Source organism: Acidobacteriota bacterium (assembly GCA_016196035.1).
GTDB lineage: Bacteria > Acidobacteriota > Blastocatellia > RBC074 > RBC074 > JACPYM01.
Genome location: JACPYM010000081.1, coordinates 1 through 13,316, shown reverse-complemented (window position 1 = coordinate 13,316; position 13,316 = coordinate 1). Strand labels below are relative to the sequence as shown.

The window sequence follows — 13,316 nt, the reverse complement described above, 5'->3', positions numbered from 1 at the left end:
CCTGCGGAGAGAATTGCCATGAATACCGTGACGTTGACCTTGCCTGATACGCTTTACCGGCAATTGCAAGGGCTGGCGCAAACCGAAGGGCTTTCCCTGAGCCAGTACCTGTTGAATGCCATGTTTGCGTATGCCATGTCGAATTATCGTGTACGCGCGACTTCAGACACGGAACGCTTGCAACAACGCGCCGATTTCCTCGCCTTGCTTGATCGTCTGGGAACCGCTTCCGATGATGAAATAGATCGCGTGCTGGCCGAACGCGAGCGCGTCGCCCCTGAACCGGAACTTAGCGTCGAGACGGCTGCAAAAATGCGCGCATTGATTGAGGCACGCAAAGCGAAACACACCGGTTAGTGCTTTGTGCGAAATCGGCAATGACTTGGTCGTGCTGGATGACGGCAAGCTGACCGCAGGCGCGGCCTGGGCAGGTGTTGCTGGGGGCTGCGGCGCGCCGGTGAGGTAAGCAAGACCCCTTGAATTCGTTGACTGAGGAAGAATCTTTGGGAGGTCAAAAACCATGATTGGAGTTTCCCTCGAAAGTATTTTGCAGCAAGTTACGCAACTGCCCCTTTCCGAACGGCAATTGCTGAAACAACTGCTCAATGACCGTAGCGCGCCTGGCGCGTTTCCCGCTGAACCGGAACTCTCGCTGACACAAGCGGCGGAAGTGCTAAACGTCTCGGTCAGCTTTGTCGAAAGCCTGCTCGCTGGCGCTGAGTTGCCGGGCACCGTTGTAATCGGCCAACCGGTTATCAAACTCGCTGACTTGCTCGCCTATAAAAACGCAGCGATGAAGAAGCCGCCGCCATTCTGAATGAACTGACGGCGCAGGCGCAGGAGTTGAACATAGGGTATGAGTAGTCGTGCCCGAACTGAGCGCCATTTATGATGCCTGTCTGCTTTATCCCCGCCCTTGCGTGACCTGCTTGTCCGCCCGGCGCGCACGGGCTTGTTTCGGGCGCGGTGGACGGACGCCATTCACGATGAATGGATCCGCAACGTGCTGGCAAATCGCCCCGACCTTTCCGCCGCCCAATTGGAGCGGACACGGCAATTGATGAATGCCGCCGTGCGCGATTGTCTGGTGACTGGTTACGAAGAGCGGATTGAGCGCCTGACGCTGCCTGACCCGGATGATCGCCATGTGTTGGCCGCCGCCCTCGCGGCACAGGCGCAGGTGATCGTCACTTACAACCTGCGGGACTTTCCGGCGCGTGTGCTGCAACCTTGCGGAATTGAAGCGCAACACCCGGATGAGTTTGTCTTGCGCCTGATCGCCCTCAACCCGCTGGTCGTTCGCGCAACGGTCGAGACGCATCAACAGGCGTTGCAGAATCCGCCCAAGACTCCGGCCCAGTATCTGGCAACTTTGTCCAAGCAGGGATTGCGCAGGACGGTCGGGGCACTCAGTCAAATCTGCTTCAAATCAGCAGGCGGTTGAGCAGCCCTTGCCGCCGCCGTCGCTTGAGCAGCGGAAGCCCTTTCGACGTGAGGCGGCGCTGAAGCGTAGGTAAACGGCTGGGCGGTGGGAATTCGGCTGCAAGGAGTCTGTGCGCAGTAAGAGCTTGGGGATGTCACCCTTTGCGCCGTCTCAACAATCACAGCTTGCTGTTTGCCAATAGGAGGAATGATGACTTTGACAAACCTATCGCCCTGGTTGCCGTCCCGCGCCAGCCTGAAACTCGCCCTGCGCTGCGGCGTCTTCGCCACGCTGCTGCTCGCGCTCATCCACTCCGGCGGCAACGTCTTCGCGCAATCAAAGGAAAAGGAAGCGGAGCGCGCTTTGCAGGAAACTACTAGATTGACGGAAGAGATTGACAGATTGGACCAGGCGGGCAAATACGATCAAGCGCTTCCTCTGGCTAAACGTGCGTTGGCGATTTTTGAGAAGGCGTTCGGTGCAGAGCATCCTTACGTCGCCAGCGCGCTTAACAACCTCGCCATGCTCTACGCCAGCACACACGACAATACTAAAGCTGAGCAGAGCTACCAACGCGCGCTGGCGATCCGCGAAAAGGCGCTCGGCCCAGAGCATCCCGCTGTCGCTGCTTCACTAAACAACTTGGCGGAGTTTTACGAGAGCAACGGTTACTATGCGAAAGCCGAGCCGTTCTATCAACGGGTACTAGCTATTACGGAGAAGGCGCTAGGCGCAATGAATCTCGCTGTCGCTGCACCGCTGAATAATTTGGCGACGTTGTACTATAGAAAAGGCGACTACACGAAGGCCGAACCACTTTATCAACGAGCGCTGCCGATATTTGAGAAATGGTTTGGTGCGGAGAACCCCGAGGTCGCCAAGGCTCTGAACAATCTGGCGGTGTTGTACGAGACAAAAGGTGATTACTCGAAGGCTGAGCCGCTCCATCAGCGGGCACTGGCGATTTATAAAAAGGCGCTCGGCGCAAAACATCCCTACGTCGCGGAGTCGCTGAACAATCTGGCGGGGTTGTATAGGAGCAAAGGGGACTACGCGAAGGCCGAGCCGCTGCTTCAGCAGGCACTCGTAATTAGGGAGGAGGCACTTGGCGTTGAGCATCCCGCTGTCGCCGAGTCGCTGAACAATTTGGCAGCGTTATACGACAGCAGAGACGACTACACGAAGGTTGAGTCGCTCTATCAGCGTGCGCTGGCAATATATGAAAAAACGTTCGGCGTTGACCATCCTGCTGTCACCACTACACTGGGCAATCTTGGAGAGTTATACCGAAGCAAAGGCGACTACGCGAAGGCCGAGCAATTGCTTCAGCGAGCGCTGGCGATCAGCGAGAAACTTAATGGGGACCCGCTTGCTGAGTTGAGCGATCTAGCAGTGTTGTACAGAAGCAAAGGCATCTACGCGAAAGCAGTCTCCTACATCATGCGCGTTCACGAAATAATAGAACGCGACCTGACGCGCAATCTCACCACCGGCTCCGAACGCCAAAAGCTGCTTTATCTCAATCAATCGGCAAACGAGCTTGATTTCACTCTGTCGCTCCACACAGCATCCGCACCAAAAGATGCAGCCGCAAGCCGGATGGCAATGGCTGTGCTCTTCTCGCGCAAAGGGCGCGCACTTGATGCGATGAGCGACACGCTCGCACAACTGCGTAACCGCGCCACGCCGCAGGATCGTGCGCTGCTCGATCAATATACTGAAGCCCTCACGCGACTTTCGCAGACTACGCTCGGCGGGCTAGGCGATAAGGATGTGGCGCAATACAAAGCCGATCTTGGTCAACTCCGCGAACGCGTTGAAAAACTCGAAATAGAGATCAGCGCCCGCAACGCTGAGTTTGGCACACAGCTTCAACCCATCACATTTGCGGCTGTGCAGAAGGCCATTCCCCTGAGTGCAATGTTGATTGAATTTGCCTCCTTTCTTCCGCTTGATGCCAAAACACTCAAGGCCGGAGCACGCCGCTATGTGGCTTACGCGCTCGGCAATCAGGGCGAGCCGTCGTGGGTGGATTTGGGCGAAGTGGGCGTGATTGATGAAGCGGTCGCAAAGCTGCGGCAGGCTTTGCGTGATAAGACTCGTCAAGACGTGAAGCCGTTGGCGCGCGAAGTTGACCGGTTGGTGATGCAGCCGCTGCGTCCGCTGCTCGGCAAAACGCGGCGCGTGCTGCTCTCGCCCGATGGCGCGCTCAACCTCGTGCCCTTCGCCGCGCTGGTGGATGAGGCGAATCGCTATCTGGTGGAAAGCTACGAGTTCAGCTACCTGACCAGCGGGCGCGACTTGCTGCGGTTGCAGGTCAACCAGGAGAGCAAACAGGAAAACGGGCAAGCGGCAATGGTCGTCGCCAACCCCGACTTCGGCGAAGAGGCTAAAGACGGCAAGGCGCAGGAACGCCTCTTGAAATTGACGTATCGCCCCGGCACGAAGGCCGCCACGGGCGAAGGGGCGGTGCTGGCGGGTTACTACTTCCCGCCGCTGCCCGGCACGGCGGAGGAAGCACAGGCGCTCAAGGCTATCGTGGGCGATGCGACAGTGCTGGTGCAGGCGCAGGCGACCGAAGCCGCGCTCAAACGCCTGAACCACCCGCGCATTTTGCACATCGCCACGCACGGCTTCTTTCTCGAAAATCAATCACCACCAGCCAATGAAGGACGGGGGCTGAAGTTGATGCAATTGGGCGGCGCGGAACCAATGGCCGGGCGCATTGAAAATCCGTTGCTGCGGTCGGGGCTGGCGTTGGCAGGGGCGAACTTGCACAAGGGCAACGATGACGACGACGGCATTTTAACGGCGCAAGAGGCTGCCGGGCTGAATTTGTGGGGAACGAAGCTGGTCGTGCTGTCGGCTTGCGACACCGGCGTCGGCGAGGTGAAAACGGGCGAGGGCGTTTATGGGTTGCGGCGCGCGCTGGTGCTGGCAGGCTCTGAGACGCAGGTGATGAGCTTGTGGCCGGTCTCGGATAAAGGCACGCGCGACCTGATGATCGAGTATTACCAGGCGCTGCAAAAAGGCGGGGGACGCAGCGCCGCCTTGCGCGAAGTGCAACTGCGGCTGCTCAAGCGCCCAGACCGCGAGCATCCGTACTACTGGGCGAGCTTTATTCAATCGGGCGAGTGGGCAAATTTACAGGGGAAGCGGGATTGATTTTGAACCAGATTTGGCGGAGCGCCACGCAAACCGCTGCCGGTGGCGCTTGGCGTTAGTCCTTGCGGATGCGCGGGTACAAAAAGACAGTTGTGTTACACTCACGCCGGTCACTCCGACAGGCAAAACGCGCTCGATCTGGGCGCGTGAATACACAGTCAAATGAGGTAACAACGATGGAATTTGCGATTACTTTCAAACCCGATATGCCGCCGCCACGCATCGTCAGCTTGTCGCGGCAAGCGGAAGCGGCGGGCTTTGCTTACGGCTGGATGTTCGATTCGCACGTGCTGTGGCAGGAGCCGTTTCCGCTGATGACGTTGATGGCGGCGAACACCGAACGCATGCGCATCGGTCCGTGCGTGACCAATCCGGCGGTGCGTGATTGGACAGTGACGGCGAGCTTGTTCGCTACGTTGAATCGCATTTCGGGCGGACGCATGGACATCGGCATCGGGCGCGGCGATTCGTCGCGGCGCGTGATGGGCAAGCGGCCTACGACACTGGCGGTGCTGGAAGAGTGTGTGCAAACGGTGCGCGATCTGTGTGCGGGCAAGGCGCTGGTTTACGAAGAGAAAGAGATTCAGATGGCTTGGGCCGATGCGGGCGTGCCGCCGATTTGGGTGGCGGGCTACGGGCCAAAAGCGTTGCGTTGCGCGGGCAAGATTGGCGACGGGGTGATCCTGCAATTCGCCGACCCGCACCTGATCAAATGGTGTTTGCAGTTCGTGCGCGAGGGCGCTGAGGAAGCGGGCCGTGATTTTTCAAAGATCAAAGTGATGGCGGCGGCGCCGGTGTGGGTGTCGGATGATTTGGCTGTGGCGCGCGAGCGTGTGCGCTGGTTCCCGGCGCTGGTGTCGAACCACGTCGTTGATCTGGTGTCGAAATACAAACCCGAAGAGTTGCCGCCTGAATTGACGGGCTTCATCCGCGACCGGCAGGGCTACAACTATCTGCATCACGCCGAGGTCGGCAGCAGCAATGCCGAGTTCGTGACGGATGAAGTCGTGGATCGTTTTTGCCTGGTCGGGCCGGTGGCGGAGCAAGTGCGGCGGCTGAATGAATTGAAAGACGCCGGCGTGACACAATTCAATATCTACCTGATGTGCGGAGATGAAGAACAGACGGTTGACGTGTATGGCCGCGACGTGATCCCGGCGTGTGAATGAACGAAGATTTCACCGTGTGCTAAAGCTTATTCGAAGGCGAGCAGTATGGAAGAGACGATCAAATTGGAAATTACGCAAGCGGAAGCTGCGCTGCTATGCGTTGTCCTCGATCAATTGAATCAAGTGCTTGATGAATCAAACGCACACAGCGAAAAAGTGCATGCGGAAATTGATCGGTTGCAAGCTGAAAATGGCGTGAAGCTCAACCAGTTGGAAACGATGTTGAATGCAGGCTATGCGAACTTTGGGAAGCGCACATCTTAACCCGTATGCAAACACCAATCATCGGTCAACCTGTCCAACGCAAAGAGGGCCACGACAAAGTCACGGGCCGCGCGCAATACGTTGACGATATTCAATTGCCCGGCATGCTCTACGGCGCGACCGTGCGCTCGCCCGTGGCGCGCGGGCGTATTCACCAGATCAATTTTGCCAAGCACATCCCGTGGACTGAATTCACCATCGTCACTGCGGCGGACATTCCCGGCACCAATGTTGTTGCATTGATTTTGGACGATCAGCCTTACCTCGCCGCCGAGCAAATCAATCATCCCGAAGAGCCGATCTTGCTGCTCGCGCATCCCGACAAGTATTTGCTGGAAGAAGCCCGTCGCGCGGTGACCTTCGACATCGAGCCGCTGCCCGCCATCTTCACCATTGAAGATTCGCTCAACCAAACCGAAATCATCTGGGGCACGGACAATGTCCTGAAAAGCTATTTGATGGACAAGGGCGACGTGGACGCCGCGTGGGCGCAGGCCGATCTGATCGTCGAGGGCGCATACGAGACCGGCGCGCAGGAACAGCTTTACATTGAAACCAACGGGATGATCGCCGTGGCGAATGCGCAAGAAGGCGTGACGGTCTGGGGTTCGATGCAATGCCCGTATTACGTCCACAAGGCGATGCTCAAGCTGTTCAGCAATCTGCCGCCCGAAAAGATTCGCGTGATTCAGACCGTCACCGGCGGCGGCTTCGGCGGCAAGGAAGAATACCCCTCGTTGATCGCCGGGCACGCGGCGTTGTTGGCGTGGAAGTCGGGCAAGCCAGTCAAGCTCGTTTATGATCGCGCCGAAGACATGGCTGCGACGACCAAGCGGCATCCGTCACGCACGCGCCAGCGCACGGCGGTGACGAAAGACGGCAAGCTGCTGGCCCTGGAAATTGATTTCGTGATTGATGGCGGCGCGTATGCCACGCTGTCTTCCGTCGTGTTGTCGCGCGGGACGATTCACGCCGCCGGGCCTTACCATTGTCCGAACGTGCGCATCCACGCGCGCGCCGTGGCGACGAATCATCCGCCGCACGGGGCCTTTCGCGGTTTTGGCGCGCCGCAGAGCATCTTTGCGCTCGAACGCCAGATGGACAAAGTCGCGCGCGCCGTGGGCCTGACGCCCGCAGAATTCCGCCGCCTCAACTTTTTGCAGCAAGGCGAGACGACCGCGACCGGACAAGTCATCCGCGAAAAGATTGATTTGGATGGCTTGCTCAGCCGCGCGCTCGAACTGAGCGAATACCACGCCAAACGCGAGCGCTTTGCCGCGCACAACGCCGCCAACAAAACCGAAAAGAAAGGCATCGGCTTTGCCACGTTTATGCACGGCGCGGGCTTCACCGGTTCGGGCGAGGTCTATCTCTCGTCGGTCGTCGGCGTAGAAGCCACGGCCGACGGCCACGTGCGCGTGCTGGCCGCGAGCACTGAGATTGGGCAAGGCACGAACACGGTCTTCTCGCAAATCGTCGCCGATACGTTGGGCATTGATTACGCGCTGATCGAACTCGCGCAACCCGACACGGCGAACGTGCCCAACAGCGGCCCGACCGTCGCTTCGCGCACGACGATGGTCGTCGGCAAATTGGTCGAATCCGCCGCGCTCGGTTTGAAACAAACGCTGCGCAACAGCGGTTTGTTGGATGAGGCGTATACGTCCGCTGAATTCGCCGCCGCCTGTCGCGCCTACATCGAAGGTTACGGCGCGCTGAAAACGTTTAGCCGCTACGACCCGCCGCCGGGCGTGGTGTGGGACGACGAGAAATATCAGGGCGACGCCTATGGCACTTATGCCTGGGCTGTTTACGTTGCCGAAGTCACCGTTGATCTGGTGACGTATGAAGCGCGCGTTGACGATTTCGTCGCGCTTCAGGAAGTCGGCAAAGTCATTCACCCCGTGCTGGCCGCCGGGCAGATCGAAGGCGGCGTGGCGCAGGCCATCGGTTACGCGCTCTATGAAAATGTCGTCTGGCGCGAAGGCCGGATGGTCAATAATCAGATGACGAATTACATCATGCCCACGTCGGCTGATCTGCCGCCGATTCGCGTGTATTTTGAAGAGCGGCCATACGCCTACGGCCCGGCAGGCGCGAAAGGCATCGGCGAATTGCCGATGGATGGCCCCGCGCCGGCGGTCCTGAATGCGATTGAAGACGCGACGGGCGTTAGTTGCACACGCATTCCGTTGTTGCCGGAAATGCTGCTGCCGCTGTTGCCGCGTTGAAGAAATGTTATGATCGCCGCGTCACCGCTTAGCTTTCACAAGGAGTAATTACCGATGGCTCAACCCGCCAAACTCATTACGCTGACCGTCAACGAAGGCGCCATCGTCTATCCCGACACCGATGGAGAGCCGATGGCCGAAAATACAAAACAATATCAATACATCGTGACCATTCAGGGCGAATTGGATGCGCTGTTTGCTGCTGACCCGAAGGTCTTCGTCGCCGCCGATTTGTTTTGGTATCCGGTACAGGGGCGCACCGACATCGTGTATGCGCCCGACACGATGGTGGTTTTTGGCCGCCCCAAAGGACATCGTCTTTCTTACCGCCAATGGGAAGAAGACGGCATTGCGCCGCAAGTCGTCTTCGAGATCATCTCGCCCAGCAATTCGTGGCTGAAAATGGAAGAGAAGCGCGAGTTTTACCAGCAATACGGTGTCGAGGAGTATTACGAATACGATCCCGACACGGGCAAGCTGCGCATCTGGTTGTGCGAAGGCGGCGCATTGAAACCGCTCGCCTTTGTCGGCGCGTGGCGCAGCCGCTTGCTGGGCGTCACGCTCAAACTCGAAGCCGATGGAGCCTTGAGTTTGTACCGCCCTGACGGGCGAAAATTCCTCTCGCCCGTCGAACAGGAGGCCCGCGCGCGCCAGGCCGAAGCGCAAGCGCGCCAGGCTGCCGCATTCGCCGAACGCGAACACGAACGCGCGGCGCAGGTCATACAGGAAAACGAACGCCTTGCCGCCAAGTTGCGCGAGCTTGGCATTGATCCCGCTACTCTGACTTAAGCGCCATGCCCGCCGAAAAAATCACCATCAATTTTACGGTCAATGGCGCGGCGCATTCCGCGCGGGTTTATCCAATGGCGCGGCTGCTCGACGTATTGCGCGCAGAATTGCGCCTGACCGGCACCAAAGAAGGTTGCGGCGAAGGCGAATGCGGCGCGTGCTCGGTCTTGCTCGATGGCGCGTTGGTCAACAGTTGTCTGGTGCCCGTCGCGCAAGTGGCGCATGCGAACATCACGACGATTGAAGGTGTCGCTGACGGCGAACAGTTGCACGCCGTCCAGCAGGCTTTTATTGAATGCGGCGGCGCGCAATGCGGCATCTGCACGCCAGGGATGGTGCTGGCGGCGGTCGCGTTGCTGGCGGAACATCCGCAACCGACGCTGGATGAGATGCGCAATGGGCTGGCGGGGAATCTGTGCCGGTGTACGGGGTATATGAAGATTTTTGAGTCGGTGGTGCGGGCGTGTCAGCAAAGCCGTACAGCGGACTGTCAGTCCGCTGGCAGTCTTGACGCCGCAGACATTGGCCGAGACTGTCAGCATTCCGGTTTGGGTTTGAATTGAGTGCCATCAGCGGACTGTCAGTCCGCTGTACATCGTGTTATGCGTGCATATCTTCCCGATTATGAATTGAAAGCCCCGGCCACGCTGGCCGAAGCCCTGTCTTTATTGGCTGAAGCACCCACCGTCTGGCAGCCCTTCGCCGGCGGCACCGACTTGATGGTCTTGCTCGAAGCGGGCAAGCTGGCGCACCAACGTTTCATCAGCCTGTGGCACTTGCCCGAATTGCGCGGCATCAACGTGACTGATGAATACATCACGCTGGGCGCGTTGACGACCTATACGCAAGTGCAAACGCAGGCCGTACTGCAAGCCGAATTCCCGCTGCTGGGCGAAGCCGCCAGCCTGACCGGCAGCATTGCGATTCAGAATCGCGGGACGCTGGGCGGCAACATCGCCAACGCCTCGCCCGCCGCCGATTCGCTGCCCGCGTTGCTGGTGTATGAAGCTGATCTGGAATTGGTTTCCACGCAAGGCGCGCGTTGGGTGGCGTATCGGGACTTTCACACCGGCTACAAAACGACGGTGCTGCGCCCGGATGAGTTGATCCGCGCGATTCGCTTGCCGCGCGCGACAGCGGGTTGGCGGCAACATTCGCGCAAAGTCGGCACGCGCAAGGCGCAGGCGATCTCGAAAGTCTGCTTTGCCGGAATGGCCTTGCTGGATGCGGACACCCTCAAAGACATCCGGCTGGCGTATGGCAGCGTCGCACCGGTGCCAGTGCGTGCGGCGCAAACGGAGGCGGCCTTGCGCGGGCGGGCTTTAGATGCGGCGGCAATCGAGGATGCCTGCGCGGCGCTGGTTACTGAGTTGAAACCGATTGACGACATTCGTTCGACGGCGGGGTATCGCGCGCAAGTCGCGAGCAACTTGCTACAAGATTTTTTGTCGCAGTTGCGCTAGGCGTGGCAGCACCGCAGATTTGCAGTATTCTTTTCCACTCATCAGCAATCACAATTTGGCTCTGATCCGCTTTGATGAATTGCCCCGCAAGGCGTCGAAGTTTGTTTCGTTTTACTCACGAAGGCTCAAAGCATTGGCTTTCGTTGCTGCTCACAAAAGCTGACGACAGTCCAATGACGAAAGGAATAAAGATGAAAAAAATCAGTGTTGGGATAGTGGGCACCGGTTTTATTGGTCCCGTTCACGTTGAGGCGCTGCGGCGTCTCGGTATGGAAGTCGTCGCGCTGGTAGATGTGCCGATGGAGCGCGCCGAAGAACGCGCTGCGGCATTGCACATTGGCAAAGCATACGGCGCGTTGGAAGAGATGCTGGCCGATCCGGCGATTGACGTCGTGCATATCACTTCGCCGAATCATCTACATTATCCGCACGCCAAAGCCGTGTTGAGCGCGGGCAAGCACGTTATATGCGAAAAGCCGTTGGCGCTGAATACGAAAGAATCCGGCGAACTGGTGGCGCTGGCGAAAGAGAACAATCTGCTGGCGGCGGTGAATTTCAATCTGCGCTTTTATCCGTTGGCGCAGCAGGCGCGCGCGGTCGTGCAAAGTGGGCAGCTTGGCGATGTTTACATCGTGCAAGGTTCTTACCTGCAAGACTGGCTGTTGTATGACACCGATTGGAACTGGCGTTTGGAGCCGGGCTTGGGCGGCGATATGCGCGCAGTGGGCGACATCGGTTCGCACTGGCTCGACCTGATGACGTTCATCACGGGGCAGAAAATTACGGCGGTGTGCGCCGACTTTGCGACCTTCCTCAAAACGCGCAAGAAACCCAAGCAGGCGCTGGAGACCTTCGGCGGCAAGCTGCTGACACCGGATGACTACATCGAACAGCCGATCAACACCGAAGATTACGCGACGGTGATGTTGCGCTTTGCCAACGGCGCGCGCGGCGTGTTGACCGTCTCGCAAGTCAGCGCGGGCCGCAAGAATCGTTTGTTTTACGAGATGGATTGCGCCAAGTCTTCGTTGGCCTGGGACAGCGAGCGCCCGAACGAATTGTGGATCGGGCATCGTGAGCGCGCGAATGAATTGTTGCTGAAAGACCCCTCGCTGCTCGTGCCCGCAGCGCGCCAATTCGCCAGCTATCCGGGCGGCCACAACGAAGGGTTCCCCGACACGTTCAAACAGCTTTACAGCGAATTTTATCGCGTGCTGCGAGGCGGCGATTTGCAGGCTCCGTCGGTCTTTCCGACCTTTGCTGATGGGCATTATGAATTGCTGCTCGGCGAGGCGATTTTGAAGAGTGCGAAGGAAGAGCGTTGGGTTTCGCTCGATTAAATCGGCAGGGCAAGTTGTCAAACTTATCCGATTGATGAGGTGCGTCCGACGGCGGCGTTTCGCATGCAGGCGACAGGGAATTTATTGGAAGAGTTTCTCAACAAGCCTAGCGTGGCAGTATGATCTGCGACGCTAGGAGGTATACAGATGAACGAAAGTTCCGAACTTGGATTTACGCTGGAAGAAGCTGTAGCGATGGATGCGGAGATGGAGCGTATGCTGGTTGCCATCCGTAAGGCCAACGAGCAGATCGCCCGTGACCAGGCGGAGACGGAAGCCATGCAGGCCGAAACCCGCGAGCTTTTGGCGCGGCTGAAGGAGCGTCCTTATGTCGAACTCAGTTTTTGAGTATATCCGGCAAATTTTCACCCTGACCGAAGCGCAGCAACGCACACAGCATACGGTCAAAGAATTGCAAGGTGAAGTCCGGGAATTGACCCGGACAATGGGTGAGCAACTACGGCGCAACGAAAACACCATTGAACGGTTAGCCTTTGAAGTGCAGCGGTTGCGCGATGAATTGCACTACGCCAAACAACACGAAGCCGATCAGCGCGAGAAATTTCAACTACGCATCGAAAACAAGTTGCTCAAGGCCGGGCTGCGGTTGCCGCCTGCCAATGAGCGCGACAAAGAGAACGAGGAGTAACGATGAGCACCATTTGTCAGAACTACATCGGCGGCGCACTGGCTGCCACTGCGACAGCGCAATTCACGCCTGTCTACAACCCTTCGCGCGGCGAAGTGATTGCGCACGTGCCCGACGACGCGCAGGCCGTGGACGACGCCGTGCAGGCGGCCAAGGCGGCGTTTCCGGCGTGGGCCGATACGCCAGCGGTCGAGCGCGCGCGCGTGATGTTCCGCTTTGTCAGTTTGCTGGAAGAGCATTTCGATGAATTGGCGCGGCTGGTGACGCGCGAACACGGCAAGACGCACGACGAGGCGAAGGGCGACATCCGGCGCGGCATCGAGATGGTGGAGTTGGCCTGCGGGGCACCTTCGATCTTGATGGGGCAGGCGCTGGATAACGTGGCGCGCGGGATTGATGGGCGCGTTGAACGCCATCCCGTTGGCGTGTGCGTAGGCATTACGCCGTTCAATTTCCCGGCGATGGTGCCGTTGTGGATGTTCCCGATTGCCATCGCCTGCGGGAATACGTTCATCCTGAAGCCTTCGCCGAAGGTGCCGTTGACGCCGTTGCGGCTGGCGGAATTGCTGACCGAGGCGGGTTTGCCCAAGGGCGTGTTCAACGTCGTGAATGGCGGCAGTGAGACGGTGGATGCGCTGCTCAAACATCCCGATGTCGCGGCGATCAGCTTTGTCGGTTCGACGGCGGTGGCGAAATATATTTATGAAACCGGCACCGCACACGGCAAACGCGTGCAGGCGGCGGGCGGCGCGAAAAACTTCATGCTGGTCTTGCCCGATGCCGATATGGACGCGACGACGAACCAGATCATCGGCGCTTCGTT

The 13,316-nt window shown here is 58.6% G+C and carries 13 protein-coding genes and 1 pseudogene; all 14 read left to right on the top strand.

The features are described 5' to 3' along the window. Nucleotides 1-18: 18 nt before the first annotated feature. Nucleotides 19-357 carry a toxin-antitoxin system HicB family antitoxin gene (locus tag HY011_23675; protein ID MBI3425940.1) on the top strand — a complete coding sequence of 113 codons (339 nt, stop codon included), beginning with the start codon at nucleotides 19-21 and terminating at the stop codon, nucleotides 355-357. 163 nt (nucleotides 358-520) lie between these two features. Beyond that, a complete protein-coding gene (locus HY011_23670; GenBank protein MBI3425939.1) occupies nucleotides 521-817 on the top strand; it encodes a hypothetical protein in 297 nt (98 codons plus the stop codon). Between the two features lie 49 nt (nucleotides 818-866). After that, nucleotides 867-1,444, top strand: a pseudogene (locus tag HY011_23665) (PIN domain-containing protein). A gap of 186 nt (nucleotides 1,445-1,630) precedes the next feature. After that, nucleotides 1,631-4,588, top strand: coding sequence for a CHAT domain-containing protein (locus HY011_23660; GenBank protein ID MBI3425938.1), 2,958 nt, complete (start codon nucleotides 1,631-1,633; stop codon nucleotides 4,586-4,588). 176 nt (nucleotides 4,589-4,764) lie between these two features. Next, nucleotides 4,765-5,757, top strand: a complete 993-nt coding sequence (locus tag HY011_23655) for a TIGR03842 family LLM class F420-dependent oxidoreductase (protein MBI3425937.1) — start codon at nucleotides 4,765-4,767, stop codon at nucleotides 5,755-5,757. Between the two features lie 45 nt (nucleotides 5,758-5,802). Then, complete coding sequence (locus HY011_23650) at nucleotides 5,803-6,021, top strand: hypothetical protein (GenBank protein ID MBI3425936.1); 219 nt, start codon at nucleotides 5,803-5,805, stop codon at nucleotides 6,019-6,021. A 5-nt stretch (nucleotides 6,022-6,026) separates the two neighbouring features. Continuing rightward, nucleotides 6,027-8,252 (top strand): xanthine dehydrogenase family protein, encoded by a 2,226-nt coding sequence (locus HY011_23645; protein ID MBI3425935.1) that lies wholly within the window; start codon nucleotides 6,027-6,029, stop codon nucleotides 8,250-8,252. A gap of 54 nt (nucleotides 8,253-8,306) precedes the next feature. Continuing rightward, nucleotides 8,307-9,041: a Uma2 family endonuclease gene (locus tag HY011_23640; GenBank protein ID MBI3425934.1), complete on the top strand. Its 735-nt coding sequence runs from the start codon at nucleotides 8,307-8,309 to the stop codon at nucleotides 9,039-9,041. A gap of 5 nt (nucleotides 9,042-9,046) precedes the next feature. Further along, nucleotides 9,047-9,604 carry a (2Fe-2S)-binding protein gene (locus HY011_23635; protein ID MBI3425933.1) on the top strand — a complete coding sequence of 186 codons (558 nt, stop codon included), beginning with the start codon at nucleotides 9,047-9,049 and terminating at the stop codon, nucleotides 9,602-9,604. 39 nt (nucleotides 9,605-9,643) lie between these two features. After that, a complete protein-coding gene (locus HY011_23630; protein MBI3425932.1) occupies nucleotides 9,644-10,504 on the top strand; it encodes a xanthine dehydrogenase family protein subunit M in 861 nt (286 codons plus the stop codon). Nucleotides 10,505-10,695: 191 nt separating this feature from the next. Next, entirely contained in the window at nucleotides 10,696-11,844 is a 1,149-nt protein-coding gene (locus HY011_23625; protein MBI3425931.1) for a Gfo/Idh/MocA family oxidoreductase, read from the top strand. A 147-nt stretch (nucleotides 11,845-11,991) separates the two neighbouring features. After that, a complete protein-coding gene (locus HY011_23620; GenBank protein ID MBI3425930.1) occupies nucleotides 11,992-12,192 on the top strand; it encodes a hypothetical protein in 201 nt (66 codons plus the stop codon). Further along, entirely contained in the window at nucleotides 12,173-12,493 is a 321-nt protein-coding gene (locus HY011_23615; GenBank protein ID MBI3425929.1) for a hypothetical protein, read from the top strand. The genes HY011_23620 and HY011_23615 overlap by 20 nt, the downstream gene beginning before the upstream one ends. Before the next feature lie 2 nt (nucleotides 12,494-12,495). Beyond that, the coding region (locus tag HY011_23610; protein MBI3425928.1) for an aldehyde dehydrogenase family protein at nucleotides 12,496-13,316 on the top strand (821 nt) is incomplete at its 3' end.

Excerpts from the sequence above, each read along its gene's own strand:
- HY011_23675 (MBI3425940.1), top strand. The coding sequence starts at position 19 with ATGAATACCGTGACGTTGACCTTGCCTGATACGCTTTACCGGCAATTG.
- HY011_23670 (MBI3425939.1), top strand. The coding sequence starts at position 521 with ATGATTGGAGTTTCCCTCGAAAGTATTTTGCAGCAAGTTACGCAACTG.
- HY011_23660 (MBI3425938.1), top strand. The coding sequence starts at position 1,631 with ATGATGACTTTGACAAACCTATCGCCCTGGTTGCCGTCCCGCGCCAGC.
- HY011_23655 (MBI3425937.1), top strand. The coding sequence starts at position 4,765 with ATGGAATTTGCGATTACTTTCAAACCCGATATGCCGCCGCCACGCATC.
- HY011_23650 (MBI3425936.1), top strand. The coding sequence starts at position 5,803 with ATGGAAGAGACGATCAAATTGGAAATTACGCAAGCGGAAGCTGCGCTG.
- HY011_23645 (MBI3425935.1), top strand. The coding sequence starts at position 6,027 with ATGCAAACACCAATCATCGGTCAACCTGTCCAACGCAAAGAGGGCCAC.
- HY011_23640 (MBI3425934.1), top strand. The coding sequence starts at position 8,307 with ATGGCTCAACCCGCCAAACTCATTACGCTGACCGTCAACGAAGGCGCC.
- HY011_23635 (MBI3425933.1), top strand. The coding sequence starts at position 9,047 with ATGCCCGCCGAAAAAATCACCATCAATTTTACGGTCAATGGCGCGGCG.
- HY011_23630 (MBI3425932.1), top strand. The coding sequence starts at position 9,644 with ATGCGTGCATATCTTCCCGATTATGAATTGAAAGCCCCGGCCACGCTG.
- HY011_23625 (MBI3425931.1), top strand. The coding sequence starts at position 10,696 with ATGAAAAAAATCAGTGTTGGGATAGTGGGCACCGGTTTTATTGGTCCC.
- HY011_23620 (MBI3425930.1), top strand. The coding sequence starts at position 11,992 with ATGAACGAAAGTTCCGAACTTGGATTTACGCTGGAAGAAGCTGTAGCG.
- HY011_23615 (MBI3425929.1), top strand. The coding sequence starts at position 12,173 with ATGTCGAACTCAGTTTTTGAGTATATCCGGCAAATTTTCACCCTGACC.